General features: G+C 73.7%; 28 protein-coding genes. 12 read left to right on the forward strand and 16 right to left on the reverse strand.

All coding sequences use genetic code 11. From position 1 onward, the window contains the following. Window positions 1-33 precede the first annotated feature (33 nt). The 3 genes from AC3IX6_RS30160 (at window position 34) to AC3IX6_RS30170 (ending at window position 4,168) form a co-directional block, all read left to right on the forward strand. Window positions 34-1,464 (forward strand): CitMHS family transporter, encoded by a 1,431-nt coding sequence (locus AC3IX6_RS30160; RefSeq protein WP_489366307.1) that lies wholly within the window; start codon window positions 34-36, stop codon window positions 1,462-1,464. 135 nt (window positions 1,465-1,599) lie between these two features. Beyond that, the gene (locus AC3IX6_RS30165) at window positions 1,600-3,012 is read left to right on the forward strand and encodes an aldehyde dehydrogenase family protein (protein ID WP_489366308.1); all 1,413 of its coding nucleotides are present in this window, start codon (window positions 1,600-1,602) and stop codon (window positions 3,010-3,012) included. A 76-nt stretch (window positions 3,013-3,088) separates the two neighbouring features. Continuing rightward, entirely contained in the window at window positions 3,089-4,168 is a 1,080-nt protein-coding gene (locus AC3IX6_RS30170; protein ID WP_489366310.1) for a zinc-binding dehydrogenase, read from the forward strand. Between the two features lie 153 nt (window positions 4,169-4,321). On the opposite strand, the gene AC3IX6_RS30175 is transcribed toward AC3IX6_RS30170, so the two are convergent. Beyond that, window positions 4,322-4,969: a TetR/AcrR family transcriptional regulator gene (locus tag AC3IX6_RS30175; RefSeq protein ID WP_489366311.1), complete on the reverse strand. Its 648-nt coding sequence runs from the start codon at window positions 4,967-4,969 to the stop codon at window positions 4,322-4,324. Between the two features lie 80 nt (window positions 4,970-5,049). Between AC3IX6_RS30175 and AC3IX6_RS30180 the strand changes: the two genes are divergently transcribed. From AC3IX6_RS30180 to AC3IX6_RS30190, 3 genes are all read left to right on the forward strand, one after another. Continuing rightward, window positions 5,050-6,201 (forward strand): acyl-CoA dehydrogenase family protein, encoded by a 1,152-nt coding sequence (locus AC3IX6_RS30180; RefSeq protein ID WP_489366312.1) that lies wholly within the window; start codon window positions 5,050-5,052, stop codon window positions 6,199-6,201. A gap of 92 nt (window positions 6,202-6,293) precedes the next feature. After that, window positions 6,294-6,605: a YiaA/YiaB family inner membrane protein gene (locus AC3IX6_RS30185; RefSeq protein ID WP_243333905.1), complete on the forward strand. Its 312-nt coding sequence runs from the start codon at window positions 6,294-6,296 to the stop codon at window positions 6,603-6,605. 63 nt (window positions 6,606-6,668) lie between these two features. Continuing rightward, on the forward strand, window positions 6,669-7,316 hold the full coding sequence (locus AC3IX6_RS30190) for a TetR/AcrR family transcriptional regulator (protein ID WP_489366313.1): 648 nt from the start codon (window positions 6,669-6,671) through the stop codon (window positions 7,314-7,316). On the opposite strand, the gene AC3IX6_RS30195 is transcribed toward AC3IX6_RS30190, so the two are convergent. Further along, window positions 7,307-7,768 carry a MaoC family dehydratase gene (locus AC3IX6_RS30195; RefSeq protein WP_250740308.1) on the reverse strand — a complete coding sequence of 154 codons (462 nt, stop codon included), beginning with the start codon at window positions 7,766-7,768 and terminating at the stop codon, window positions 7,307-7,309. The genes AC3IX6_RS30190 and AC3IX6_RS30195 overlap by 10 nt on opposite strands. A gap of 123 nt (window positions 7,769-7,891) precedes the next feature. On the opposite strand from AC3IX6_RS30195, the gene soxR reads away from it, so the two are divergent. Next, window positions 7,892-8,338 (forward strand): redox-sensitive transcriptional activator SoxR, encoded by a 447-nt coding sequence (soxR, locus tag AC3IX6_RS30200; protein WP_450908440.1) that lies wholly within the window; start codon window positions 7,892-7,894, stop codon window positions 8,336-8,338. On the opposite strand, the gene AC3IX6_RS30205 is transcribed toward soxR, so the two are convergent. From AC3IX6_RS30205 to AC3IX6_RS30220, 4 genes are all read right to left on the reverse strand, one after another. Next, complete coding sequence (locus AC3IX6_RS30205) at window positions 8,316-9,194, reverse strand: 3-keto-5-aminohexanoate cleavage protein (protein WP_489366316.1); 879 nt, start codon at window positions 9,192-9,194, stop codon at window positions 8,316-8,318. The two genes, soxR and AC3IX6_RS30205, sit on opposite strands and share 23 nt — an antisense overlap. 35 nt (window positions 9,195-9,229) lie before the next feature. Next, window positions 9,230-9,898, reverse strand: a complete 669-nt coding sequence (locus AC3IX6_RS30210; RefSeq protein ID WP_489366318.1) for a hypothetical protein — start codon at window positions 9,896-9,898, stop codon at window positions 9,230-9,232. A gap of 152 nt (window positions 9,899-10,050) precedes the next feature. After that, on the reverse strand, window positions 10,051-11,409 hold the full coding sequence (locus AC3IX6_RS30215; protein WP_489366320.1) for a serine-threonine protein kinase: 1,359 nt from the start codon (window positions 11,407-11,409) through the stop codon (window positions 10,051-10,053). An 81-nt stretch (window positions 11,410-11,490) separates the two neighbouring features. Then, window positions 11,491-12,855, reverse strand: a complete 1,365-nt coding sequence (locus tag AC3IX6_RS30220) for an exo-beta-N-acetylmuramidase NamZ family protein (protein WP_489366322.1) — start codon at window positions 12,853-12,855, stop codon at window positions 11,491-11,493. 132 nt (window positions 12,856-12,987) lie between these two features. On the opposite strand from AC3IX6_RS30220, the gene AC3IX6_RS30225 reads away from it, so the two are divergent. The 3 genes from AC3IX6_RS30225 (at window position 12,988) to AC3IX6_RS30235 (ending at window position 16,148) form a co-directional block, all read left to right on the forward strand. After that, window positions 12,988-13,752 (forward strand): SDR family oxidoreductase, encoded by a 765-nt coding sequence (locus tag AC3IX6_RS30225; protein WP_489366324.1) that lies wholly within the window; start codon window positions 12,988-12,990, stop codon window positions 13,750-13,752. Between the two features lie 101 nt (window positions 13,753-13,853). Next, window positions 13,854-15,476 carry a class I adenylate-forming enzyme family protein gene (locus AC3IX6_RS30230; RefSeq protein ID WP_489371608.1) on the forward strand — a complete coding sequence of 541 codons (1,623 nt, stop codon included), beginning with the start codon at window positions 13,854-13,856 and terminating at the stop codon, window positions 15,474-15,476. A 63-nt stretch (window positions 15,477-15,539) separates the two neighbouring features. Beyond that, the gene (locus AC3IX6_RS30235; RefSeq protein WP_250740316.1) at window positions 15,540-16,148 is read left to right on the forward strand and encodes a TetR/AcrR family transcriptional regulator; all 609 of its coding nucleotides are present in this window, start codon (window positions 15,540-15,542) and stop codon (window positions 16,146-16,148) included. Here the strand turns inward: AC3IX6_RS30235 and AC3IX6_RS30240 are convergent. Beyond that, window positions 16,087-17,259 carry an alkene reductase gene (locus AC3IX6_RS30240; protein WP_489366326.1) on the reverse strand — a complete coding sequence of 391 codons (1,173 nt, stop codon included), beginning with the start codon at window positions 17,257-17,259 and terminating at the stop codon, window positions 16,087-16,089. The two genes, AC3IX6_RS30235 and AC3IX6_RS30240, sit on opposite strands and share 62 nt — an antisense overlap. 62 nt (window positions 17,260-17,321) lie before the next feature. Here AC3IX6_RS30240 and AC3IX6_RS30245 point away from each other — a divergent pair, with 62 nt between their 5' ends. Then, window positions 17,322-17,720 (forward strand): MerR family transcriptional regulator, encoded by a 399-nt coding sequence (locus AC3IX6_RS30245; RefSeq protein ID WP_489366328.1) that lies wholly within the window; start codon window positions 17,322-17,324, stop codon window positions 17,718-17,720. Here AC3IX6_RS30245 and AC3IX6_RS30250 read toward each other — a convergent pair. From AC3IX6_RS30250 to AC3IX6_RS30285, 8 genes are all read right to left on the reverse strand, one after another. Then, window positions 17,717-18,340: an acetate uptake transporter gene (locus tag AC3IX6_RS30250; RefSeq protein ID WP_489366329.1), complete on the reverse strand. Its 624-nt coding sequence runs from the start codon at window positions 18,338-18,340 to the stop codon at window positions 17,717-17,719. The genes AC3IX6_RS30245 and AC3IX6_RS30250 overlap by 4 nt on opposite strands. Before the next feature lie 143 nt (window positions 18,341-18,483). Next, the gene (locus AC3IX6_RS30255) at window positions 18,484-19,722 is read right to left on the reverse strand and encodes an acyl-CoA dehydrogenase family protein (RefSeq protein ID WP_489366330.1); all 1,239 of its coding nucleotides are present in this window, start codon (window positions 19,720-19,722) and stop codon (window positions 18,484-18,486) included. Window positions 19,723-19,732: 10 nt separating this feature from the next. After that, on the reverse strand, window positions 19,733-20,830 hold the full coding sequence (locus AC3IX6_RS30260) for a phosphotransferase family protein (protein WP_489366332.1): 1,098 nt from the start codon (window positions 20,828-20,830) through the stop codon (window positions 19,733-19,735). Between the two features lie 140 nt (window positions 20,831-20,970). Further along, entirely contained in the window at window positions 20,971-21,882 is a 912-nt protein-coding gene (locus AC3IX6_RS30265) for an MBL fold metallo-hydrolase (RefSeq protein WP_489366334.1), read from the reverse strand. A gap of 110 nt (window positions 21,883-21,992) precedes the next feature. Further along, window positions 21,993-22,295, reverse strand: coding sequence for a hypothetical protein (locus AC3IX6_RS30270; RefSeq protein WP_489366336.1), 303 nt, complete (start codon window positions 22,293-22,295; stop codon window positions 21,993-21,995). A gap of 92 nt (window positions 22,296-22,387) precedes the next feature. Continuing rightward, window positions 22,388-22,729 (reverse strand): DUF202 domain-containing protein, encoded by a 342-nt coding sequence (locus AC3IX6_RS30275; RefSeq protein WP_489366338.1) that lies wholly within the window; start codon window positions 22,727-22,729, stop codon window positions 22,388-22,390. After that, window positions 22,726-23,124 carry a YidH family protein gene (locus tag AC3IX6_RS30280; protein WP_489366340.1) on the reverse strand — a complete coding sequence of 133 codons (399 nt, stop codon included), beginning with the start codon at window positions 23,122-23,124 and terminating at the stop codon, window positions 22,726-22,728. Before AC3IX6_RS30280 ends, AC3IX6_RS30275 begins: the two co-directional genes overlap by 4 nt. A gap of 9 nt (window positions 23,125-23,133) precedes the next feature. After that, window positions 23,134-23,679, reverse strand: a complete 546-nt coding sequence (locus AC3IX6_RS30285) for an NUDIX hydrolase (protein WP_489366341.1) — start codon at window positions 23,677-23,679, stop codon at window positions 23,134-23,136. Window positions 23,680-23,761: 82 nt separating this feature from the next. Here AC3IX6_RS30285 and AC3IX6_RS30290 point away from each other — a divergent pair, with 82 nt between their 5' ends. Beyond that, window positions 23,762-25,417, forward strand: coding sequence for an FAD-binding dehydrogenase (locus AC3IX6_RS30290; protein ID WP_489366343.1), 1,656 nt, complete (start codon window positions 23,762-23,764; stop codon window positions 25,415-25,417). Window positions 25,418-25,436: 19 nt separating this feature from the next. Here AC3IX6_RS30290 and AC3IX6_RS30295 read toward each other — a convergent pair whose 3' ends face one another. Continuing rightward, window positions 25,437-25,862 carry an ASCH domain-containing protein gene (locus tag AC3IX6_RS30295; RefSeq protein ID WP_489366345.1) on the reverse strand — a complete coding sequence of 142 codons (426 nt, stop codon included), beginning with the start codon at window positions 25,860-25,862 and terminating at the stop codon, window positions 25,437-25,439. Window positions 25,863-26,007: the final 145 nt, after the last annotated feature.

The raw sequence follows: 26,007 nt of genomic DNA on the forward strand, positions 1-26,007 counted from the left end.
TTGGCCCCAGGAGGAGGCACCTAGGTTCCCCCCATGCTGACCTTCCTCGGCTTCGCCATGATCGCGACCTTCCTGGTCCTCATCATGCTGAAGAAAATGTCGCCCATCGCGGCGCTCGTCCTCATCCCCGCGCTCTTCTGCGTGTTCGCCGGACAGGGCGCGCAGCTCGGCGGCTACGTCATCGACGGAGTCGGCAAGCTCGCGCCGACCGCCGCCATGCTGATGTTCGCCATCGTCTACTTCGGCGTGATGATCGACGTCGGCCTCTTCGACCCGATCGTCCGCGGCATCCTGCGCTTCTGCAGGGCCGACCCGATGCGCGTCGTGGTCGGCACCGCCGTCCTCGCCGCCATCGTCTCGCTCGACGGCGACGGCTCGACCACCTTCATGATCACCGTTTCGGCGATGTACCCGCTCTACAAGCGCCTCGGGATGAGCCTGGTGGTCATGACCGGAGTCGCGGCCACCGCCAACGGCGTCATGAACACCCTGCCCTGGGGCGGCCCCACGGCCCGCGCCGCCACCGCGCTCAAGCTCGACGCCGCCGACATCTTCGTACCGATGATCCCCGCCCTCGCGGTGGGCCTGCTCTTCGTCTTCGTCCTGGCCTACGTCCTCGGCCTCAAGGAACGCCGCCGCCTCGGCCTGCTGACCCTCCCCGGCGACACCCAGCGCTCGGCGGAGCCGGCCGAGGAACTCCTGGTCACGGCCGGTACCGGCCCGGCCGCTGCCGGGAGCACCGAGACTTCCGTCCCCTCCGCCCGCTCCACGGGAACCGCCCCGCAGGCCTCCGCCGGGGACACCACCCCCGCCGAGGGCGGCTTCCAGGGCCTCGACCCGCACCGTCCGACCCTGCGTCCCCGCCTCTACTGGTTCAACGCGGGCCTCACCGTCGCCCTGCTCACCGCCATGATCATGGAACTGCTCCCGATCCCGGTGCTGTTCCTCCTCGGCGCCGCCCTCGCCCTCACCGTCAACTTCCCCCACATGCCCGACCAGAAGGCCCGGATCGCCGCCCACGCCGAGAACGTCCTGAACGTCGCCGGCATGGTCTTCGCCGCCGCCGTCTTCACCGGCGTCCTCACCGGCACCGGCATGGTCAAGCACATGGCCGACTGGCTCGTCGGCGCCATCCCCGAAGGCATGGGCCCGCACATGGCCCTGGTCACCGGCCTGCTCAGCCTCCCCCTCACCTACTTCATGTCCAACGACGGCTTCTACTTCGGCGTCCTGCCGGTCCTCGCCGAGGCCGGCGCCGCCCACGGGGTCTCCCCGCTCGAAATCGCCCGCGCTTCCCTGGTCGGGCAGGCCCTGCACATGTCGAGCCCGCTCGTTCCGGCCGTCTACGTCCTCGTGGGCATGGCCAAGGTCGAGTTCGGCGACCACACCCGGTTCACCGTGAAATGGGCGGCCCTGACCTCCCTGGTGGTCCTGGCGGCAGGGATGCTTTTCGGCATCATCTGACCCCGTCCGCCCCTGGCGACACAAAACTACCGGCGCTAGTTTGTAGGGTGTTGGCGACGCCAGATCCACAGCGGCTCCACAACAGGTCGACAGGTCTACAGGTCCACGCGCCCGCGCGTGCTCGGGAGGATTGCCATGAAGGCCCATGACGGGATGTACATCGGCGGCGAGTGGCGGGCCGCCCTCGGCCACGGCCGCATCGAGGTCCTGAACCCGGCCGACGAGCGGCCCATCGCCTCGGTCCCGGCCGGAACGCCCGAGGACGTGGACGCGGCCGTACGCGCGGCCCGCGCGGCCTTCCCGGCCTGGGCGGCCACGGCTCCGGCCGAGCGGGCGGCCCTCATCGGGGCCCTGCGCGACGTGCTGGTCGCCCGCAAGGGGGAGATAGCCGAGACCATCACCGCCGAGCTCGGCTCGCCGCTCGGCTTCTCGGAGATGGTCCACGTCGGGGCGCCGATCGCCGTGGCCTCTTCCTACGCCGAACTCGGGGCCTCGTACGCCTTCGAGGAGCGGATCGGGAACTCGACCGTGCTGCTGGAGCCGGTCGGCGTCGTCGGGGCGATCACTCCCTGGAACTACCCCCTGCACCAGATCGTTGCCAAGGTGGCACCCGCTCTCGCCGCAGGCTGCACCATCGTCCTCAAGCCCGCCGAGGACACCCCGCTGACCGCACAGCTCTTCGCCGAAGCCGTGCACGAGGCGGGGATCCCCGCCGGGGTCTTCAACCTGGTGACCGGCACCGGCCCGGTCACCGGCCAGGCCCTCGCCGCGCACGAGGGGGTCGACCTCGTCTCCTTCACCGGTTCCACCGCCGTCGGCAAGCAGATCGGCGCCACGGCCGGCGCCGCCGTCAAGCGGGTCGCCCTGGAACTGGGCGGCAAATCGGCCAATGTCATCCTGCCCGGCGCCGACCTCGCCAAGGCCGTCGCCGCGGGCGTGGGCCACGTCATGAACAACGCCGGCCAGAGCTGCAACGCCCTCACCCGCATGCTCGTCCACCGCGACGAGTACGAGGAGGCGGTCTCGCTCGCGGCCGCCGCCGCGGCCAAGTACGCCTCCGGCGACCCCCTCGACCCGGGCACCCGCCTCGGCCCGGTCGTCAGCGCCAAGCAGCGCGACCGCGTCCGCGGCTTCATCACCAAGGGCGTGGAGGAGGGCGCGCGCCTCGTCGCGGGCGGGCCCGAGGCGCCGCACGAGCAGGGGTACTTCATCGCCCCGACCGTGTTCGCCGACGTCACGCCCGACATGACCATCGCCCAGGAGGAGATCTTCGGCCCGGTGCTGTCGATCCTTCCCTACGGAGACCAGGACGAGGCCCTGGCCATCGCGAACGGCACGGACTACGGGCTGGGCGGGGCGGTCTGGGCGGCGGACGAGGCGACGGCCGTGGCCTTCGCCCGCCAGATGGACACCGGCCAGGTGGACATCAACGGCGGCCGCTTCAACCCGCTCGCGCCCTTCGGCGGGTACAAGAAGTCGGGCGTGGGACGCGAGCTGGGCCCGCACGGCCTCGCCGAGTACCTCCAGACCAAGTCCCTGCAGTTCTAGAGCCCTGCAGTTCTAGAGCCCGGTAGCCCCGCAGCCCCGTAGCCCCACGCCCCCCGCACACACGGAGACGACGATCATGGTCCGCGCCGCCATTCTGCCCGCCGTCGGAGCCCCCCTGGAGATACGGGACATCGTGCTGCCCGAACCCGGCCCCGGCCAGGTCCGGGTGCGGCTCGCCGCCGCCGGGGTCTGCCACTCCGACCTCTCCCTCACCAACGGCACCATGCGGGTCCCCGTACCCGCCGTCCTCGGCCACGAGGGCGCGGGTACGGTCCTCGCCGTCGGCGAAGGGGTCACCCACGTCGCGCCCGGCGACGGGGTGGTGCTCAACTGGGCCCCGTCCTGCGGGGAGTGCCACCACTGCTCGATCGGCGAGGTCTGGCTCTGCGCCAAGGCGCTCACCGGGGTCGGCGCGGTGTACGCCCACGACGCCCTGGGCGCCGAGCTGCACCCCGGGCTGAACGTGGCCGCCTTCGCCGAGGAGACGGTCGTCGCGGCCAACTGCGTCCTGCCCGCCCCCGCCGGGATCCCGCTCGCCGAGGCCGCACTGCTCGGCTGCGCGGTCCTCACCGGCTACGGAGCCGTCCACCACAGCGCCCAGGTCCGCCCCGGCGAGTCGGTGGCCGTCTTCGGAGTCGGCGGCGTGGGCCTGGCCGCCCTCCAGGCGGCCCGGATCGCGATGGCGGGCCCGATCGTGGCCGTGGACGTCTCCCCGGACAAGGAGGAACTGGCCCGGGCGGCCGGGGCCACGGAGTTCCTGCTCGCCTCCGAGACGACCGCCAAGGACATCCGCGCACTCACCGGCGGCCACGGCGCGGACGCGGCCGTCGAGTGCGCCGGCCGGGCCGCGAGCATCCGGGCCGCCTGGGAATCCACCCGGCGCGGCGGCCGTACGACGGTGGTCGGCATCGGCGGCAAGGAGCAGCAGGTCACCTTCAACGCCCTGGAGATCTTCCACTTCGCCCGCACCCTCACCGGCTGCGTCTACGGCAACAGCGACCCCGCCCGCGACCTCCCGGTGATCGCCGCCCACGTCCGCGCGGGCCGCATCGACCTCGGCGCCCTGGTCACCGACCGGATCACCCTCGACGGGATCCCGGCGGCCTTCGACGCGATGCTGGCGGGCAAGGGCGGCCGCTCACTGGTGGTCTTCTAGCGGCCAGGGGCGGCCGGTACGGAGCGGAGCCGGCCTGCCCCGGGAGGCCGCGGGGCGGAGTTCCCCTACCCGCCCTTCGCCCGTTCCCCGGGCTCCGCCCGGACCCCCTGGGGCTCCGCCCCAGACCCCGACCCTCGGCGCCCCGGGCTCCCGTCAGGCCGTCTCCCGCAGCGCCGCGTACTGGAGGGCCAGGCCGTCCAGCAGCGCTGCCAGGCCCGTCTCGAAGGCGCCCTCGTCCACCTCGCGCTGGCGCTCCGCCAGCAGGTGGGCCTGGCCCAGGTGCGGATAGTCCGACGGGTCGTATGCCGTCTCGTCGTCCACGAAACCCCGGGCGAAGGAACCCACGGCCGAGCCGAGGATGAAGTACCGCATCAGCGCACCGATCCGGGTCGCCTGGGCCGGCGGCCAGCCGGCCGCGGTCATGGCCCCGAAGACGGCGTCCGCCACCCGCAGTCCGGCCGGCCTGCGGCCCGGCCCGCGCGCCAGCACGGGCACGATGTTCGGATGGTCGGACAGGGCGGCCCGGTACGAGTGCGCCCAGTCGCGCAGCGCGACCTGCCACTCCCGGCCGTCCCCGGCGTCGAACATCGACAGGTCGACCCGCGCGCTCACCGCGTCCGCGACCGCGTCCAGGATCTCGTCCTTCGTGCGGAAGTGGTTGTACAGCGAGGGCCCGCTGACTCCCAGCGCCGCCGCCAGCCGCCGTGTGGAGACGGCTTCCAGCCCCTCGCCGTCCACCAGAGCGCCGGCCGCCTCGACGATGCGGGATCTGCTGAGCAGGGGCTTGCGCGGTCTGGCCATGCGCCACATAGTAAGGCCTGCCGCACTTAAACTAGCGGTGGTAATTAACGGCCGATCCCGTCCCCACCCGGAGGTGCCCGGTGAATCTGGAGCTCAGCGAGGAGCAGTCCGCCGTCCGCGATCTCGCCCGCGCGTTCACCGAGCGCGAGATCGTCCCGTACGCCGCCGAGTGGGACCGCGCCGAGAGCGTGGACCGGGCCATCGTGAAGAAGCTCGGCTCCGTCGGCTTCCTCGGCCTGACCGTCCCCGAGGAGTACGGCGGCTCCGGCGGCGACCACCTCTCCTACGTCCTGGTCACCGAGGAGCTCGGCCGCGGCGACTCCGCCGTGCGCGGCATCGTCTCCGTCTCCCTGGGGCTGGTTGCCAAGACCGTCGCCGCCTGGGGGAGCGAGGAGCAGAAGCGCGCCTGGCTGCCCCGCCTGTGCTCGGGCGAAGCCCTCGGCTGCTTCGGGCTGACCGAGCCCGGCACCGGCTCCGACGCCGCCGCCCTCACCACCCGCGCCCGGCGCGAGGGTGACGCGTACGTGATCAGCGGCAGCAAGATGTTCATCACCAACGGCACCTGGGCCGACGTGGTCCTGCTCTTCGCCCGCACGAACGAGGACCCCGGCCACCGCGGAATCTCCGCGTTCCTCGTGCCCGCCGACACCCCGGGCCTGACCCGCCGCGAGATCCACGGCAAGCTGGGCCTGCGCGGCCAGGCCACCGCCGAACTCGCCCTCGACGGTGTGCGCGTGCCCGCCTCCGCCCTGCTCGGCCCCGAGGGGAAGGGCTTCTCCGTCGCGATGTCGGCCCTCGCCAAGGGCCGGATGTCCGTGGCCGCGGGCTGCGTCGGCATCGCGCAGGCCGCGCTGGACGCGGCCGTCTCCTACGCTGCCCAGCGCGAGCAGTTCGGCAAGCCGATCGCCCACCACCAACTGGTCCAGGAGCTGATCGCCGACATCTCCGTGGACGTGGACGCCGCCCGGCTGCTGACCTGGCGGGTCGCCGATCTGATCGACCGCGGACTGCCCTTCGCCACCGAGTCCTCCACCGCCAAGCTCTTCGCCTCCGAGGCCGCCGTCCGTGCCGCGAGCAACGCCCTCCAGGTGCACGGCGGCTACGGCTACATCGACGAGTACCCGGCCGGCAAGCTGCTGCGCGACGCCCGCGTGATGACCCTGTACGAGGGCACCAGCCAGATCCAGAAGCTCCTCATCGGCCGTGCCCGCACAGGGGTTTCGGCTTTCTGAGGCCCCGAAGTTCTGAGGCCCCGAAGTTTCTGAGTACGTACGTGAGTACGCGCACGGATGTGCCGGTGCCCGGCCCGCCCGAAGCTGGACCCATGAACGAGACACAGGTCAAGCAGCAGAACACGGGGGCCTACTACGGCCAGGCCGTCGCCTCCTTCGGCGTCGCCATCGGCGCGGTCTCCCTGGGGATCTACAACATGGAGGCCGACGGCTGGGTCCGCGCCTTCCTCGGCATCGCCGTCCTCTACCTCACCACCTCGGCCTTCACCCTCGCCAAGGTGATCCGCGACCGCCAGGAGGTCACCCAGATCGTCAGCCGGGTCGACCAGGCCCGGATGGAGAAGATCATGACGAGCTACGACCCCTTCGCCACCCCGAAGCAGCCCGCTCCCCAGGATCGCTAAGCGCTTGCTCACCACCCTCCGGTAGGCTGTTCCTTCCTACAGGCCGAAGAGGGTGAGCGAGCGATGGACAGCGTGGAGGAGATCGGCGGCTACCGACCGTGGTCGGAGGTCACTCCCGACGCCGCGCGGCGACTGCTCGTCGCCGCCGTGGAGGCCTTCGCGGAGCGCGGGTACCACGCCACCACGACGCGGGACATCGCGGGGCGGGCCGGCATGAGCCCGGCCGCGCTCTACATCCACTACAAGACCAAGGAAGAGCTGCTCCACCGGATCAGCCGGATCGGCCACGACAAGGCCCTGGAGATCCTGGACACCGCGGCCGCCGGCCCCGGCGGCGCCGCCGAGCGGCTCGACGCGGCCGTACGCTCCTTCGTGCGGTGGCACGCGGCCCATCACACCACCGCGCGCGTGGTCCAGTACGAGCTCGATGCTCTCGCTCCGGAGCACCGCTCCGACATCGTGGCCCTGCGCCGGCAGAGCGACGCGGCCATCCGCCGCATCCTCGCCGACGGGGTCGCGGCCGGTGAGTTCTTCGTCCCGGACGTCCCCGGCACCACCCTCGCCGTGCTGTCGCTCTGCATCGACGTCGCCCGCTGGTTCAGCGCGGACGGCCGCCGCACGCCCGACGAGGTCGGCGCGCTCTACGCCGGCCTCGTGCTCCGCATGGTGGGCGCGGGCCCCGGCGAGGCCGACGGCGCGTCTCAGAAGTAGTAGCGGGACACCGACTCGGCCACGCACACGGGCTTGTCGCCGCCCTCGCGCTCGACGGTCACGGTGGCCGACACCTGCACGCCGCCGCCCGCCTCCACGACCTCGGTGATCAGCGCGGTCGCGCGCAGCCGCGAACCGACCGGCACCGGCGCGGGGAAACGCACCTTGTTGACCCCGTAGTTGATGCCCATCCGCATGCCCTCGACCCGCATGATCTGCGGGACCAGGCTCGGGAGCAGCGACAGCGTGAGGTATCCGTGCGCGATCGTGGAGCCGAAGGGTCCGGACGCCGCCCGCTCCGGGTCCACGTGGATCCACTGGTGGTCCCCGGTGGCGTCCGCGAAGAGGTCGATCCGCTTCTGGTCCACCTCCAGCCAGTCGCTCGGGCCGAGCGGTGCGCCGATCCCGGCGGTGAGCTCCTCGGCGGACGTGAAGATCCTCGGCTCGGACATACCCGTACCTCTCCCTGGCGAATAAGCGCTTGCTCAGCATGCTGGGGCCGTCGTGGATCTGTCAACGACTGCCGGCGACGTACCCGGCTCCGAATCGAGGCCCGGCCGATTACCCTCGGCGGTGTGCCGCAGATTCCCGAGAAGGTCCATGAACTCACCGTCGGCCAGCTGTCCGCCCGCAGCGGCGCGGCCGTCTCCGCACTGCACTTCTACGAGGCCAAGGGCCTGATCAGCAGCCGCCGCACCTCCGGCAACCAGCGCCGCTACACCCGTGACGCCCTGCGCCGCGTGGCGTTCGTGCGGGCCGCCCAGCGCGTCGGCATCCCCCTCGCCAGCATCCGCGACGCGCTCGCGCAGCTCCCCGAAGGCCGCACGCCCAACCGCGAGGACTGGGCCCGGCTCTCCGAGAGCTGGCGCACCGAGCTCGATCAGCGGATAGCCCAACTCGGCCGTCTGCGCGACCATTTGACCGACTGTATCGGCTGCGGATGCCTCTCCCTGGAGAACTGTGCGCTCTCCAACCCCGACGACGTATTCGGCGAACGCCTCACCGGTTCCCGGCTGTTGTGACCGCACGTGCGCGGGCGGCCGCCGCGACCAGCTCGGCGTTCGACCGCGCCGCCCGCCCGTCCGGCAGGTGCAGCACGTCTCCTACGCCGATCCGCGCCCCGGTGCCGTACCGCGCGGCCAGCCGCAGCACCGGCCAGGCCGCCGCTCCCCGCCCGAACAGCAGCACCGGCACCGGGGGCAGCCGGCGCAGCAGCTCTACCACCGGCCCCGGGTCGGTGGAGGTCAGCTCGGCCACGAGCCGGACCCGCGCGGGGTCCCGTACCGGCCAGCCGAGGAACCGCTCCGCCGGTCCGGGCGCCCCGCCCACCGGGACCTCCGCGTCCACCGCCACCCCGCGCTCCAGCAGCGCTTCGGCGAGCTCGCGGGCCCCCGGCTCCGCGAACCGCACCACCGCCCGGTCGGGCAGCACCGTCCAGCTCCGCACCCGCGCCAGCCGCCCCGCGTGATCCGGCTCGGCCCCCACGCTCACGGCCACGGCAACGGCCACGCCGCCGGTCCCCGCACTGCCGGCCCCCGCCCCACGGCCAGGCCCCGCCCCCGCCCCACTGTCGGGCCCCGCACGGCCGGCTCCCGCCCCACGGCCAGGCTCCGCCCCACCGCCGGGCCCCGGAACGCTGCGGACCCCGCTCCCGGCCCCGAGCCCCGCCTCGCGCAGGGCCTCCAGCAGTGGCCCGACCACCCGGGGCGAGAGGCTCTCGCGGCCGCACGGGGTGCGTGCGTGGACCAGCACCTCCCGGCCCCCGGCGGCCACCGCCGCCCGTGCGGCGTCCACCAGGTCCCCGGGGCTCATCGGGACGGCCGCACCGTCGCCGGCGCCCCGGGATCCGTTCAGCGACACCACCAGAGTCGGTTCCACCCCCGGCCCCGGCCCCGTCCCCGCCCCCGCCGGGCTCACGCCGCCCCCGCCAGATCGGCCCCCTGGAGCGCCGTGTCCGCGAGCGCCGGTCTCGGCACCACGATTCCGCAGCCCGCGCACACCGGCCCGTCCCACGCCCATCCGGCGTGGGACGGGGCGCCGGCCGGCCCGCCGGGCCCGCCGCCCGTGGCGGGGCCCGACGCCCGGACCACGGCCTTCGCCGCCACCGCCGGAGGCACCCGCACCGGCCAGTGCAGCTCCCGTGCCCCGCACACCGGACACCCCGTCCCCGGCTCCGACTCCAGCGCCTCCACCAGCCGTCTGAGCACCTCGCCCAGCGCCCCCTGCGGCCGCACGCCCGGATCGGCGCACCGCACCACCGCGTCCCCGCTGCCGCTCCACGCCCACTCGGGCCGCCGTAGCCCGTCGTGCTTCTCGCGCCGCCGGCGCTCCGCGAACTGGCGTTCGTACTCCAGCCAGACCGCCCGCGCCTCCTCCAGCTCCTCCAGCGCGGCCACCAGCCGCGAGGGGTCCGCCGCCCGGTCCTCGGGGCCGATCCCGTGCCGGTCGCACAGGTGCCACCAGGTCGCGCGGTGCCCGTACGGGGCGAACCGCTCCAGGCAGCGCCGCAGCGAATGGCGCCGCAGGGCCCTGTCGTTGCGTGCGTCGCGCACCTGATGGGCCAGACTCCGGAATCCCGCCATCACACCTTCACCTCCGCCGGGCGCCCAGCACCGGGCGCCGTGCCCGACGCGCTGTGTTCGCCACAGGACCGGCGCCGTGTGCCCAACATGCCCGGCCCGGTGCGGGCGCATGCGGGGGCGGTCGAGGCGTGCGGGTGGCACATGGCCGGAACTCAGCGCCCCATGCGCCCCGCGGCCACCACCAGCCGGGCCAGCTCCTCGTGGCAGATGTCGCTGTGCGCCCCCGACGGGGCTCCGCCGCGCCGGACCACGGAGCCCGCGTCCACGCTCACGCAGCCCGTCGCGGGCAGGCCGTCCCGCAGCGCCGCGTCGAGCGTCAGCCGCGGGGTTCCGGGCACCCCCTGCACCCCGTCGTGCCCGATCGCGCCCCACCGCTCGTCGAAACCGAGCAGACCGGCCGAATCGCCGGCCATCCGGGAGGCCAGCGGGTAGAACACCTTGAGGGAGGAGTCGTAGGAGGAGTGGCAGGCCGTCAGTGGCCCGTCGACCCTGCCCTGGAGCCCGCGCAGGGCGCCCCCGCGCCCCCGGTCGTGCGGCAGGCTGTCGGCGAACGCGTAGTGGGAGAAGGCTCCTTGGAGGACGGTGAGGGACTTCACGTTCCGCGCCCCGGACGGCAGCGCGCGCAGTGCGAAGGAGACCACCCGGCCGCCGAAGCTGTGCCCGATGAGGTGCACCCGCAGGGCCGGGCGGCGGCCGGCCAGCTCCGCCAGCAGCGGCCCGAGCCCGTGCTCGCCGACCACCCCGGCCCTGGCCTTCATCTGGTAGTACGTGGCCTGGCGCAGCACCTCCTTGGCGCCGTTCCACAGCGTCCGCATCCCGCCGCCGGCCGAGAAGCCGTGATCGGGGGAGTCCCCGGGGAACGTGGCACCCGCCTCGGCCAGCGCGTCGGTGAACTCCCGGCACACCCGCAGGACGTCCCCGCTGAGGAAGTCCGGCACCTCCCGCGGGGCGAAGGCCGCCGCCAGATCGTCGCCCGTGCCCACCCCGTCCACCCCGGCCAGCTCCCGTACGAGCGCACCGAACTCGGTGAAGTCGCCCTCGCGCGTGGGCCGTTCCTCCAGCAGCTCGGCGATCCGGTCCAGCTCCGCCGCCCGCCCCGGCCAGAACGCACCGAGGGCCCGCCGGGTGACCGGGTCCAGGGCCGTCCCGTGGCCCGGCTCCGCGGCGCCGCCCGGCACGGCGGCCCGGGGATCGAAGTCGGGTATCGGCTCGTCCGCGAACCGGATCGAGGGCCACACGACCCCCACGTACCCCAGCCGCACCCCGGTCCCCACCAGATCCGCGAAGGGGGCGTAGAACCGGTCGAAGAGCCGGATCGCCGTGGACCGGTCGGAGTTCCAGCCGTGGGCGAAGACCAGCAGGTCCGTGGCCTCGATCCCGAAGACCGCCTCCCGCGCGCCCGGGCCCGCGTCACCCTGCGCGTCGAAGGTCAGCTCCACGTACGGGCGGGCCCCGATGCCCCCCGCCGCCCCCGTCGCCCCCGCAGGCACCGCCCCGCCGATGTGCACCATGACGCCCCCCTCCACGCCGTGTCCCTGCCCGCAGCATCCTGCGGAACGGGCCGCCCGGCCAGCCCCTGCGCGCCCACCGGTTCACGGATACAGCAGGTACTCCTCCCGTACCGCCGCGAACCCCGCCAGCCCCGCCGCCCAGTCGCCCGCGATCTCCTCCACGCCCGCCCCCGCGTCGACCATCCGCCGGACCCGGTCCGAGCCCGTCAGCCGGTCGATCCACTGGTCGGAGCGCCAGGCGAAGCCGCTCCACGCCCGCCGCGCGGTGACCAGCAGCCCGATGCCGGCCCGGACCGGATCGAAGGCCTCCCGGTCGTGGACGAGCAGCCGGACCCCGCCGCAGGTCTTCCCGGCGTACTTGGAGAAGGAAGGCGTGAAATAGGCCTCCCGGAACCAGACACCGGGCAGCTCCAGCGCGTTCGCCGCCTCCGCCCACCGCCGGTCCACGCCCTCCGCGCCGACCAGCTCGAAGGGGGTGGTGGTACCGCGCCCCTCCGACAGGTTCGTCCCCTCGAACAGGCAGGTCCCGGCGTACGCCAGGGCCGTGCCCGGCGTCGGCATGTTCGGGCTCGGCGGCACCCAGGGCAGGCCGGTCTCCTCGAAGAAGGACTCCCGCCGCCAGCCGGCCATCCGCACCACCTCCAGCCGCGGGGCGGCGCCGGCTCCCCGGAGGAACTCGCCCGCGAAGAGCCCGGCCAGCTCGCCCGCCGTCATCCCGTGCGCCAGCGCGATCGGCTCCCGGCCCACGAAGCTCGCGTACGGGCGCTGCAGGACGGGCCCGGCCGCCCGCCGGGCACCGACCGGGTTGGGGCGGTCCAGCACCACCACCGCCTTGCCGGCGAGGGCGGCCGCGCGCATGCAGTCGTAGAGGGTCCAGATGTAGGTGTAGAAGCGGGCGCCGACGTCCTGGATGTCGAAGACGACGGTGTCGATCCCGGCCGCCGTGAAGACGTCCGCGAGCCGCTGCCCGCTCGTGTCGTACGTGTCGTACACGGGCAGCCCGGTCGCCGGATCCCGCCCGGCCCCCTCCGAACCGCCCGCCTGGGCCGTGCCCCGGAAACCGTGCTCGGGGCCGAACACCGCGACCAGGTCCACGCGCGGGTCCGCGTGCAGGACGTCGACGAGGTGGCGGGCGTCCGCGGTGATCCCCGTCGGGTTGGTGACCACCCCGACCCGCTGCCCGGCCAGTACGGCGTACCCGCCCGCGGCGAGCCCCTCGAACCCGGTCCGCACCCGTCCGGCGGGCGCGCCCGGCGCCTGCACCCCCGGAGCCCCAGCCCCCGGAGCCCCAGCCCCCGGAGCCCCAGCCCCTGGAGCTCCAGCCCCCGGCCCGGCCCCGAGAGCCCCGGCCCCCGGAGCTCCGGCCCCCCGGACTCCCGCCCCCAGGGCGCCCGCGGCTCCCGCCGCCCCGGCCAGACCCAGCAACCCGCGTCGCGACAGCGTCATCGCGCCAAAGTAGGGCTCCGCGCCCTTCCACGCGGACATACCGACTGGTTAGTCTGCCCGTGACCCGGCCGGCGGCGCAGCCATCCAGGGCGCCAGGGCAACCAGGGCACCACCACACGAAGGGCGGACCCCGTGAACGCGTTCCAGGACCAGCGAGTCGTCGTCACCGGCGCGGGCGGCGGCATCGGAGCCGCCCTCGCCCACCGCTTCGCCGCCGCGGGGGCGACCGTCGCGGTCAACGACCTCGACCCCGCCAAGGCGGCCTCCGTCGCGGAGGCGATCGGCGCCCGCGCCGTCGCGGTGCCCGGCGACGCCTCGGCCGTGGCCGCGCAGGCCCGCGAGGCGCTCGGCGGCGCCGTGGACGTCTACTGCGCCAACGCGGGCCTCGCCTCCGGCGGCGACGCCTTCGCCGAGGAGGCGGTCTGGGAGGCGGCCTGGGACACCAACGTCATGGCCCACGTCCGCGCCGCCCGGCTGCTGCTGCCCGACTGGCTGGAGCGCGGGAGCGGCCGGTTCGTGTCCACCGTCTCGGCCGCCGGACTGCTGACCATGATCGGAGCGGCCCCGTACAGTGTCACCAAGCACGGCGCGCTCGCCTTCGCGGAATGGCTCTCGCTGACCTACCGCCACCGCGGGCTCCAGGTCCACGCCATCTGCCCCCAGGGGGTCCGGACCGACATGCTCACCGCCGCCGGATCGGCGGGCGAGCTGGTCCTCGCGCCGACCGCGATCGAGCCGGAAGCGGTCGCGGACGCACTGTTCGACGGCATGGAGAAGGGCCGGTTCTTGATCCTCCCGCACCCCGAGGTCGCGGACTTCTACGCGGCCCGGGCCACCGAGCCGGACCGCTGGCTGAGCGGCATGAACCACCTCCAGCGCAAGTGGGAGACCCGGTGACCGCAGACACCCCGGCCCCCCACCCGTCGCCGGCCCCGCCGCCGGACCCGCACGCCCCGGCCGCCCCCGCCTCCCGCTACGCCGCCAAGCCCTGGCTCGGCCTGCTCAGCCCGGTCCAGCGGGCCCCGATCGCGCCCCCGCCCAGCGTGCTGCACGCCTTCCGCGCCGCCGTCGCCCGCGCACCCGGGCACACCGCCCTCGCCTACTTCGACGGCCGCCTGAGCTACGCCGAGGCCGACGCGCTCTCCGATTCCCTCGCCGGCCACCTCGCCGCCGACGGCATCCGCCGCGGGGACCGGGTCGCGGTCATGCTCCAGAACACCCCGCACTTCGTGCTCGCCGTCCTGGCCGCCTGGAAGGCCGGGGCGGTCGTGGTCCCGCTCAACCCCATGTACAAGTCCGGCGAGGTCGGCCACATCCTGCGCGACTCCGGCGCCACCGCCCTGGTCTGCGAGGCCCGCGCCTGGTCCGCGTACCTGCGCGGGGCCGCGCACGAGACCGCCGTACGCACCGTCCTGACCGCCTGCGACCTGGACTTCCAGACCCGCGACGACGTACGGGTCCTCGCGCCGAGCCGCCCGGAGCAGCCGGCCGACACCGCCGATCTCGCCACAGTGGCCCGCCAGGGCCGCCCCGCCCCGCCCGACCCGGACCTCGCGGCCGCCGACACCGCCCTCATCAGCTACACCTCCGGCACCAGCGGCACCCCCAAGGGCGCCATGAACCCGCACGGCGCGCTCACCCACAACGCCGTCCGCCAGGTGACCGGCCATCCCCTCCCCGAAGGCGCCGGCTACTTCGCGCTCGCCCCGCTCTTCCACATCACCGGCATGGTGTGCGAGCTCGCCGCCTGCTTCACCAACGCCGGCACCCTGGTCCTCGCCCACCGCTTCGACGCCGGAGCCGTCCTCGACGCCTTCCTCGAACACCGCCCCGCCTACACGGTGGGCCCGGCCACCGCCTTCATGGCGCTCGCCGCCCACCCCGGGGCCACCCCGGACCACTTCGCCTCCTTCCGGGTGCTCTCCTCCGGCGGCGCCCCGCTGCCGCCCGCCCTGGTCGAACGGCTGCGCGCCGCCTACGGCTTCTACCTGCGCAACGGCTACGGCCTCACCGAATGCACCGCCCCCTGCGCCTCCGTACCCGTCCACCTCGAAGCCCCGGTCGACCCGGCCTCGGGCACCCTCTCCGTGGGCGTCCCCGGCGCCGACACCCTCGTCCGGATCCTCGACGAGAGCGGCGCCGAGGTCCCCTTCGGCGAGACCGGGGAGATCGCCGTACGCGGCCCCCAGGTCGTCCCCGGCTACTGGGGCCTGCCCGCCGACACCGCCAAGGCCTTCCCGGACGGCGAACTGCGCACCGGAGACGTCGGGTTCATGGACCCGGCGGGCTGGCTCTACGTGGTCGACCGCAAGAAGGACATGATCAACGCCTCCGGCTTCAAGGTCTGGCCGCGCGAGGTGGAGGACGTGCTCTACACCCACCCCGCCGTGCGCGAGGCGGCCGTCGTCGGCATCCCCGACCCCTACCGCGGGGAGAGCGTGATGGCCTACGTCAGCCTGCGCCCCGGGGCCGGGGCGGACCCCGCGGAACTGTCCGCGTACTGCGCCGAGCGCCTGGCCGCGTACAAATACCCGCGCCGGGTGGAGATCCTGCCTGTTCTTCCGAAGACGACCAGTGGCAAGATCCTGCGACGGGAACTGCGCGACCGCGACCACGGCTGAAAACCGCCGGACCGCGTCCGTACGGCCCGTACACGCGAGGACCACGAAAGGGAGGCGACAGCCATGGCCGCCAAGACCACGACGGAGACCGTCGGGGCGCACGAGGCCCCGGTACCGCGGCGCCTGCTCGCCGTCGCGACCAGGCTGTTCGCCGAGCGCGGGTACGACCGGACCTCGGTCCAGGAGATCGTCGAGGCGGCCGGGGTCACCAAGGGCGCGCTCTACCACTACTTCGGATCCAAGGACGATCTGCTGCACGAGGTGTACGCGCGCATGCTGCGGCTCCAGCAGCAGCGGCTCGACGCGGTGGCCGATTCCGACGCGCCGGTGGAGGAGCGGCTGCGCGCCGCGGCCGCCGACGTGGTGGTCACCACGATCGAGAACCTGGACGACGCGGCGATCTTCTTCCGCTCCATGCACCAGCTGAGCCCGGAGAAGTCCAAGCAGGTCCGGGCGGAGCGCCGGCGCTACCACGAGCGCTTCCGCGCGCTGGTCGAGGAGGGGCAGCGCACCGGGGTCTTCTCCGACGCAACCCCGGCCGACCTGGTGGTGGACTACCACTTCGGCTCCGTCCACCACCTGTCGACCTGGTACCACGAGGACGGCCCGCTCACGCCGCAGCAGGTTGCCGACCACCTCGCGGACCTGCTGATGCGGGCGCTGCGCCCGTAGCGGGCACGGGCGGGAGCGCGGGGTAGTCGGTGTAGCCCTCCGGCCCGGACACGTACATCAGGAACTCCGGCCGGAGCTCGTTGAGCGGGGCGCCGGTGCGCAGCCGCTCCACGAAGTCGGGGTTGGCGAGGAACCCCCGCCCGAGCGCGACCAGGTCGGCGCCGCCGGCCAGGAGCGCCTCGGCCCGCGGCCCGCCGCCGTCGGAGGCGACCTCCTCGTGGGACAGCCGGGGGTTGGCGATCAGGGTGCCGGGCCAGGCCGCGCGGATCGTCCGGAAGAGGGGCTGGTCCGGGTCGGCGTGGACCAGGTGCAGGTAGACGGGCCCGACCTCCGCCAGGGCCTCGACCAGCGCCGGGTAGATCTCCTCGGTGTCGCCCTCCTCGACGCCGTTGACGTTCACCCCGGGGGAGATCCGTACGCCGACCCGCTCGGGTCCGACCGCCTCGGCCACGGCCCGTACCACCTGGGTGGTGAACCGGATCCGGCCCGCCACCGCCCCGCCCCACCCGTCGGTGCGCAGGTTGGTGTTCCGCGCCAGGAACTGGTGGAGCAGGTGCCCGTTGGCGGAGTGCACCTCCACCCCGGCGAAGCCCGCCTCGACGGCGTTGCGGGCGGCGGTCGCGAAGTCCGCGATGGTCGCCTCGATGTCCTCGGGCGTCATCTCCCGCGGGGCGACGGCGTCCTGGAGACCGCCGGGGGTCTGCAGCGGTTCCGGGAACCGCACCGACGAGGGGGCGAGCGGGACGTGCCCGCTGGTGTCGGGGTGCCCGACCCGGCCGCCGTGCTGCAGCTGGAGGAACATCCGCCCGCCGGCGGCGTGCACGGCGTCGGTGACGCGGCGCCAGCCGGCGACCTGGGCCGCGCTGTGGATGCCGGGGATGTTCGGGTAGGTCTGCCCGACGGCGCTCGGGGTGGTGCCCTCGGCGATGATCAGACCGGCCGAGGCGCGCTGGGCGTAGTAGGCGGCCATGAGCGCCCCGGGGACCCCGTCGGCCCCTGCCCGGTTGCGGGTCAGCGGCGCCATGACCAGGCGGCTGGGGAGCTCCAGGCCGCCGAGGCGGGCGGATTCGAAGAGACGGGATGCGGCGGGGACCTGCTGTGTCTGCGTCATGCCGGTACCGTAAAACCTGACACTGATGTCAGATTCAAGTCGGGACTCGGGGCGGAGCGCACATGCGGATCGGGGAGTTGGCGGCGCGCACCGGGGTCAGCGAGCGTTCGCTGCGTTACTACGAGACCCAGGGGCTGCTGGTCTCCGACCGGACGCCCGGCGGCCACCGCGCCTACCCGGAGCGGGCGGTGGACCGGGTCATCCGGATCCAGGAGCTCTACGCGGCCGGGCTGCACAGCGCGAAGATCGGGCAGATCCTGCCCTGCATGCGCGACGCGGACGGTGGGCCGAACGTACGGGCCACGCCCGCGCTCGTCGCCGAGCTGACAACGGAACGGGACCGGATAGACCGGCTGATCGCCGATCTGCTCCGGTCCCGTGAGGTGCTGGACGAGGTCATCGAGGCGGCGGCGGGCAACACCGTGCCGGTCGCCCCGCCGATGGCCGTGGAGACGTCCTAGCCGAGCGGTGCGACCTCGCGGCCCCAGGTCTCCTTGGCGACCACGGCGAAGGAGATGTACCAGGCGACGCCCGCGGTGAAGAGGCCGAGGAAGCCGCCGGTGTGGCCCAGTGCCGTGCTCTGCGCCAGGTCGCCGAGGGCGAGGAACAGGAAGGTCAGCGCCAGCGAGACGAACAGCACGCGGTGCGCGACGTCCAGCTTCATGGCGGCGATCGACATGTACGCGGTGAAGATGAACCAGCCCACGAGGAACCAGCCGGTCGCCACGTGCGCCTGGTCGGCCGGCAGCGTCGGGACGACGAACTTCACGTAGCCGGCGAAGGACATCCAGAACGCGCCGTACGAGACGAACGCCGTGGTCCCGAAGGTGTTGCCGCGGCGGAACTCCAGCACGCCCGCGACGAACTGCGCGAGGCCGCCGTAGAACAGCGCCAGCGGCAGCACGACGGCGCTGAGCGCGGCGTTCGAGATCAGCCCCGAGTTGAAGAGGCTGAGCACGAAGGTGGTGAGGGCGAACGCCGCCAGGCCGAGCGGGCCGGGGTTGGCCATGACCTGCGGCGCGGTGACGGGGGAGGCCGTGGCGTGCGGCGCGGCGGCGGGGGCCAGGGTGGAGCTGGGCATGGCGAAGGGCACTTTCACTGGGGGAAATACCGAATATATCGGACTTCCCGAGTGGTCTGGACCATTAAAGGTCCGCTCCCGCGGGACCGAAGTCCCCCCGCACCCCGCCCTCCGCCACCCGCCCCCCGCCATGCCCGCCGGGGCTACCGGTACCGCTTCAGCTCCCGGTGCGCCAGCGAACGCTGGTGCACCTCGTCCGGCCCGTCCGCCAGCCGCAGCGTCCGCGCCGCCGCCCACAGCTCGGCCAGCGGGAAGTCCTGGCTCACCCCGCCCGCACCGTGCAGCTGCACCGCGTCGTCCAGGATCCGCACCACCGCCCGCGGGGTCGCGATCTTGATGGCCTGGATCTCGGTGTGCGCCCCCCGGTTGCCGGCCGTGTCCATCAGCCAGGCCGTCTTCAGCACCAGCAGCCGCAGCTGCTCCACGGTGACCCGGGCGTCCGCGATCCAGTTCTGTACGACGCCCTGCGCGGCCAGCTCCTTGCCGAAGGCGGTACGTCCCACCGCGCGCCGGCACATCAGCTCGATGGCCCGCTCCGCCATGCCGATGAGCCGCATGCAGTGGTGGATCCGCCCCGGCCCGAGGCGGGCCTGCGCGATGGCGAAGCCGCCGCCCTCCTCGCCGATCAGGTTCCCCGCCGGGACCCGGGCCCCGTCGAAGACGACCTCGGCGTGGCCGCCGTGGTCGTGGTCCTCGTACCCGTACACGGTCATCGCGCGCCGGATCTCGACCCCCGGAGTGTCCCGGGGCACCAGGATCATGGACTGCTGGCGGCGCGGGTCGGCGCCCCCGGGGTCGGTCTTGCCCATGACGATGAAGATCTTGCAGTCCGGGTTCATCGCCCCGGAGATGAACCACTTGCGACCCGTGATCACGTACTCGTCGCCGCTCGCGGAACGCTCGATCCGCGTCTCGATGTTCGTGGCGTCCGAGGAGGCCACCTCCGGCTCGGTCATTGCGAACGCGGACCGGATCTCCCCGGCCAGCAGCGGCTCCAGCCACTGCTTCTTCTGCTCCTCGTTCCCGAACTGCGCGAGCAGCTCCATGTTCCCGGTGTCCGGAGCCGCGCAGTTCGTCGCCGTCGGCGCCAGGTGCGGGCTGCGCCCGGTGATCTCGGCGAGCGGGGCGTACTGGAGGTTGGTCAGCCCGGCGCCGTACTCCGCATCGGGCAGGCTGTGCTGGTTGACGAAGAAGAGGTTCCAGAGCCCCTGACGGCGCGCCTCGGCCTTCAGTTCACCGAACACGGCCGGGGTGTCCCAGGGCGAGGCCAGCCGCGCGCGCTGCTCGGCGGCGACGGGTTCCGCCGGGTAGACGTACTCCTCCATGAACGCGAGGAGCCGTCCGCGGAGTTCCTCGGTGCGGGCGTCGAATGAGAATTCCATCGGGGGTTCCTCAACCTTCGTGTGGTTGCCGGAGCGTGGTCAGACCGTGCTCGATGAAGACCGGGACCAGCTCGCCGATCCGGTCGAAGCCCGCGCCGACGGTCTGCCCGAGCGTGAAGCGGTAGTGGATGCCTTCGAGGATCACGGCGAGCTTGAACCAGGCGAAGGCCGTGTACCAGGCGACCTGCGAGACGTCCCGGCCCGAGCGGGCCGCGTACCGCTCGATCAGCTCGGCGGGAGCCGGGTGGCCGGGCGCCGCGCTGGTCGTACTGACCGGGGAGTCGGTCAGCCCCAGGTCGGAGCTGTACATCACCAGCAGACCGAGGTCCGTCAGCGGATCGCCGAGCGTGGACATCTCCCAGTCCAGCACCGCCCGGATCTCGTCGGTGCCGGACGGGGCCGCGCCGATCAGCACGTTGTCCAGCCGGAAGTCCCCGTGCACCACCGTGGGCGCGGGGGAGTCGGGCAGCGCCCGCCCGAGTGCCCCGTGCAGCTCGTCGATCCCGGCGAGCTCCCGCCCCCGGGAGGCCGCGAGCTGTTTGCCCCAGCGGCGCAGCTGCCGGTCCAGGAAGCCCTCGGGCCGCCCGAAGTCGCCCAGGCCCACCGCCTCCGGGTCCACGGCGTGCAGGTCGACCAGGGTGTCCACCAGGCCCAGCACCGCCCGCCGGGTCCGCTCGGGGCCGAGCGCGGCGAGTTGGCCGGCCGTCCGGTACGGCACCCCGTCCACGTACTCCATCACGTAGAACGGCGCACCCAGCACGGAGTCGTCCTCGCACAGCAGCAGCGGCTCGGGCACCGGCACCGCGGTGCCGTGCAGCGCCGCGATGACCCGGTGCTCGCGCCGCATGTCGTGCGCGGTGGCCAGTACGTGCCCCAGCGGCGGCCGGCGCACCACCCACCGGGAGCTCCCGTCGCCCACCTCGTACGTGAGGTTCGAGCGGCCGCCTTCGATCAGCCGGCCGGTCAGCGGCCCGGCCGCGAGGCCCGGCAGCGCCCGGTCGAGATGACCGCGCAGCCGCTCCAGATCGAGGCCCCGCGGGCCGGAGGGGGCCGCGGAGGGGGCCGCGGGGCGATCCGGGGCGGGGGCCGGGCCCGGGGCTGAGGTCATGGTGCGCGCCTCCGTACGGGGTTGACGACGACGGAACGATCGCGACCCATGATGCCGACCAGTCGGTATGTCGTCCAGTGCCCGAGCCGACGGGATCTCCGGCCCGGCTCCCTCCGGCTCCCCCCGGCCCCGCCCGTCGGTCAGGCGTGGCAGAGGATCGGCGTGCCGCCGTTCATCACCGTCATGTCCCGCAGCACCGCCAGGATGTCCAGCGGGACCCCTTCGGGCTCCCCGGCCAGCTCCGCGTACGCCCGGTGCAGGTTGGCCACCAGCCGCTCGCTCTCCCGCCAGCCGGCGAACTCCCCGAGATCGGCCTGCCGGGCCGTCTCCAGCGGGGCCAGCCCCTTCTCGCGCCCCTCCCGGGCCAGCTCGGCCACGTACCGCAGATAGCGCTCGGTGGCCTCGTACGCGCCGGGATCCGTCAGCGGGCCGTGGCCCGGTACGACCGTCTCCGCGCCCAGCGAGCGCAGCAGCTCCAGCGCCCGCAGCGAACCGGCCAGCGAGCCCATCGCCAGGAACGGCGTGCCCTCCGCGAAGACCAGGTCGCCGGTGAAGACGACCCGCTGCTCGGGCAGCCACACGATCGAGTCGCCGGTGGTGTGCGCCACGCCCGGGTGGAGGACCCGTACCTCGGTCTCCCCGACGTGCAGGGTCATCCGGTCGCCGTACGTCAGATCGGGCGCGGTGATGTCCGGTGCGCCGAAGTCGGTCGCCGGCCAGATCAGCTCCAGCTGGCGCCCGGCGGCGAGCTGCTCGGAGCGCGAGTTCTCGTGCCCCAGGACCAGCGCCTCCGGGGCGAACGCGGCGTTGCCGTAGGTGTGGTCGCCGTGGTGGTGGGTGTTGACCACCGTGCGGGGGAGCGGCGCCCCCGCGGCCAGCACCGCCGCGCGCAGGGCCAGCGCCCGCCGCTCGGTGGCCGCCGTGTCGACGAGCAGCGTCCGGCCGCCGCCGGTCACGAAGCCGGCGTTGTTGAGGCACCAGCCGCCGTCCGGCTGCACGTAGGCGTGGACCCCGGGCGCGGGCTGGACGACGTACGGCTCTTCGGCGGGCATCCGCGCTCTCCCCGGGTCGCTGTTACGGGCCTTCGGCATCCTGCCAGTCACGGCGCCCCGGGGGAGGGGGAGTTCGGACGTCGGCGTCCGTCAGCGGCCGTCAGTGGTCGTCAGTGGTCGTCGTAGTGTCCGTCGTGCTCCGCGTGCCGGTGCCCGTCGTGCACGTAGTCGACGTGGTCCCCGTGCGGGACCGAGTCGTGACCGCAGTCCGAGCCGTGGGTGTGCTCGTGCGCGGTGTGCGGGGCGTGCCCGGCGGGCTCGCATTCGTCCCAGTGCCCGGAGTGCTCGCGGTGCAGATGGCCGTCGTGCGCGTAGTCGACGTGGTCGCCGTGCTCGACCGCCTGGTGGCCGCAGTCGGGCCCGTGGGCGTGGGCGTGCTCCTGCGCGGGGTGTTCCTGGTGCAGAGTCGTCATGACGCCGACGCTAGTGCGGAACAACCGGGTTCGCCCCTTGTGTCCGCTGCGCACCGGAGTGGCGTCACAAGGCTGACCATCGGTTCGTCGGCTCACACGATGACCGCCATCGCGAACACGGCCAGGCCCACCGTGCACGCCGTCGCGGCCAGCGCCGCACCCACCGCGAGCCCGGCCGGCCGCGCCGCCGCCAGCTCCCGCACCCGCCGGTGCGCCACCCCCATGAAGGCCAGCCAGAGCAGCGCGATCACCGCGACCCCGGCGACCGCCACCAGGGAGCCGGCCCCGTGCAGGGCCTGGCGCAGCGCCAGGACGGCCACCACCGTGCAGGACAGGGTCGTACGCCGCCACGCGAGCCGGGTCCGCTCGGGCTGCAGCCCCGCGTCGCGGCCGCCGGGCCCCTCGCGGTCGGCGGCGTCGGCCCGGGCGCTCACCGCCCCTTCGTCCAGCCGAGCAGGACGACCACCACCATCGCCACCGCGACCAGCCCGACCCCCAGGCTCAGCACCACCGGGAACCGGGACATCGGCAGGTCCTCGCCGTGCCGCATCGCCCGCTCGCACCGCACCCAGTGGTTCACCGCGCGCAGGGAGCAGGCCGCGCCCACCGCGAGCAGCGCGAAGGCCATCGCCACGCGGACCCCCCACCGCAGGTCGGGCAGGAACTGGTCCACGGCGAACCCGCCGCCGATCAGGGCCAGGGCGGTCCTGATCCAGGCCAGGAAGGTCCGCTCGTTGGCCAGCGAGAAGCGGTAGTCGGGGGTCTCGCCCTCGTCCCTCACCCGAGCCGGCGCGAACCACAGCCGCACGTCCTTGACGAAGTCGATCACCCGCCCAATCTACTGGCGTCCCGCCCCGGCGGCGCCCGGAGCCCGGCCGCGGAACTCCAGCAGCCTGCGGTACGCCTCCAGCCCGTCCGGCACCCACGGCCAGGAGCCGTCCGCGACCCGCCGCCCCACCTCCTCCTCGGGCAGCCACGCGTGCCAGGCCACCTCCGAGCCCTGCGGCCGGACCGGCAGCTCGCAGCGCACCTCGTGCACGTAGCTCCACCAGGCCCCGCCCGGGCCCTCGTACAAAAACTTGAACAGCGGCTCGGGCTGCCCCAGCCCCGCCACCCCCAGCTCCTCCTCGGCCTCCCGCAGGGCCGCCCCGGCGTAGCTCTCGCCGGCGCCGACCACCCCGCCCACGAACATGTCGTAGAACGAGGGGAAGACCAGCTTCGAATCCGTCCGCCGGTGCGTGAAGATCCGCCCCTGCCCGTCCCGGGCCAGCACGAACACGCAGCGGTGGATCAGCCCGGCCGCGTACACCTCGCCCCGCGGCGCGCGCCCCGTCACCCGGTCCTCCCGGTCCACCACGTCCAGTACCTCGTCGGCCGCGCTCATGCCGTGATCCCTCCGCTCCTGTTGACTGGTTACCGCTCCGTAGCAAAGGATCGCCCCACCATCGACGGAGGACGGGTTCCACATGACGTACGACGCAGACGTGATCGTGATCGGGGCCGGGCTCGCGGGCCTCGTGGCCACCGCCGAGCTCGTCGACGCCGGCCGCAAGGTCATCCTGCTCGACCAGGAGCCCGAACAGTCCCTGGGAGGCCAGGCCCACTGGTCCTTCGGCGGCCTGTTCTTCGTCGACTCGCCCGAACAGCGCCGCATGCGGATCAAGGACACCCGCGAGCTGGCCCTCCAGGACTGGTCCGGCACCGCCGGCTTCGACCGCGAGGAGGACGCCTGGCCGCGCCGCTGGGCCGAGGCCTACGTGGACTTCGCGGCCGGCGAGAAGCGCCCCTGGCTGCACGCCCAGGGCGTCCGCTTCTTCCCCGTCGTCGGCTGGGCGGAGCGCGGCGGCTACGACGCGAACGGCCACGGTAACTCCGTCCCCCGCTTCCACATCACCTGGGGCACCGGCCCCGGCCTCGTGGAGCCCTTCGAGCGCCGGGTACGGGCCGGGGTGGCCCGCGGGCTGGTCCAGCTGAAGTTCCGCCACCGGGTCACCGGGCTCTCCCGCACGGCGGGCACCCTCGACACCGTGACCGGCGAGGTCCTGGCCCCCTCCGACGCCGTGCGCGGCACCGCGAGCGGCCGCGAGGCCACCGGGGAGTTCTCCCTGCGCGCCCAGGCCGTGATCGTGACCAGCGGCGGCATCGGCGGCAACCACGACCTCGTACGGGCCCAGTGGCCCGCCCGCCTGGGCACCCCGCCCGCGCGGCTGCTCTCCGGGGTCCCGGCCCACGTGGACGGCCTGATGCTGGGCATCGCGGAAGGGGCGGGCGCCAGCCACATCAACAAGGACCGGATGTGGCACTACACCGAGGGCATCGAGAACTGGAACCCGATCTGGGCCAAGCACGGCATCCGCATCCTGCCCGGCCCGTCCTCGCTCTGGCTGGACGCCACCGGCAAGCGGCTGCCCGTACCGCTGTTCCCGGGCTTCGACACCCTCGGCACGCTCGACCACATCATGAAGACCGGGCACGACCACACGTGGTTCGTCCTCAACCAGCGCATCATCGGCAAGGAGTTCGGGCTCTCCGGGTCCGAGCAGAACCCCGACCTGACCGGCAAGTCGGTCCGCGGGGTCATCGACCGGGCGCGCCAGGCCGTCCCCGGCCCCGTGAAGGCCTTCATGGACAACGGCGCCGACTTCGTCGTGGAGAAGGACCTCTCCGCACTGGTGCGCGGCATGAACGCGATCACCAAGGACGGGCTCCTCGACGAGGAGACGGTCCGGCGCGAAATCGTCTCCCGCGACCGGGAGATCGCCAACCCCTTCACCAAGGACCTCCAGGTCACGGCGATCCACGGCGCCCGCAAGTACCTCGGCGACAAGCTGATCCGCACCGCCGCCCCGCACCGGATCCTGGACCCCGCGGCCGGCCCGCTGATCGCCGTCAGGCTCTCGATCCTGACCCGCAAGTCGCTGGGCGGCCTGGAGACCGACCTCTCCTCCCGCGTCCTGACCGCCACGGGAGAACCCCTCCCCGGCCTCTACGCGGCGGGCGAGGCCGCCGGCTTCGGCGGCGGCGGCGTCCACGGCTACCGGGCCCTGGAGGGCACCTTCCTCGGCGGCTGCATCTTCTCGGGCCGCGCGGCCGGCCGCGCGGCGGCCGAGGCCGTCTCCTAGTCCGACAGACCCGCCTGCCCTAGGGCAGGCGGGTCACCAGGCGGAACCGCTCCGCCACGACCGGGGTGTCGTCGTCGACCGTGAAGTCCGGGTCGCCGACGGCCTCCCGCATCTGCGGGCCGTGCCAGAACTCCTCGTGGCCCGAGCGCCATTCGGCCACTGACGTGAACCCCTCGCCCTCGTCCAGCGCGTGCCGCAGGTCCACGTCCGCCAGCCGCAGGACCCGTACGTCCGTCATCTCCAGGACACCCACCGGACGCTCGGCGGAGTCCACGATCACCATCCGCTCGCCCGCCACGGGCAGCGGATCCCCCGCCGCCTCGTAGTCGGCCAGGACGGCCGTGGTCGTGGTCTTGGCGCCGCTCAGCACGGCCGCCACCAGGCTGTCGCGCAGCGGCCCCGGGAAGGCGAACTCGATGGGCGGGAGGTCTGCGTAGGCCGTCATGGACCCAGCCTACGGCCCTGCGGGCGGCCCGGACCGAACCGGGAGGCGCCCTGCCGGAAACTTGCCGCGAACCGGAACAACCCGCGTCAACTCACCCGGTCGGAACACCAGTTGAAACTAGCCACCCGGTGGACTGGACCTTGAC

This window comes from Streptomyces sp. GL_141 (assembly GCF_057834385.1).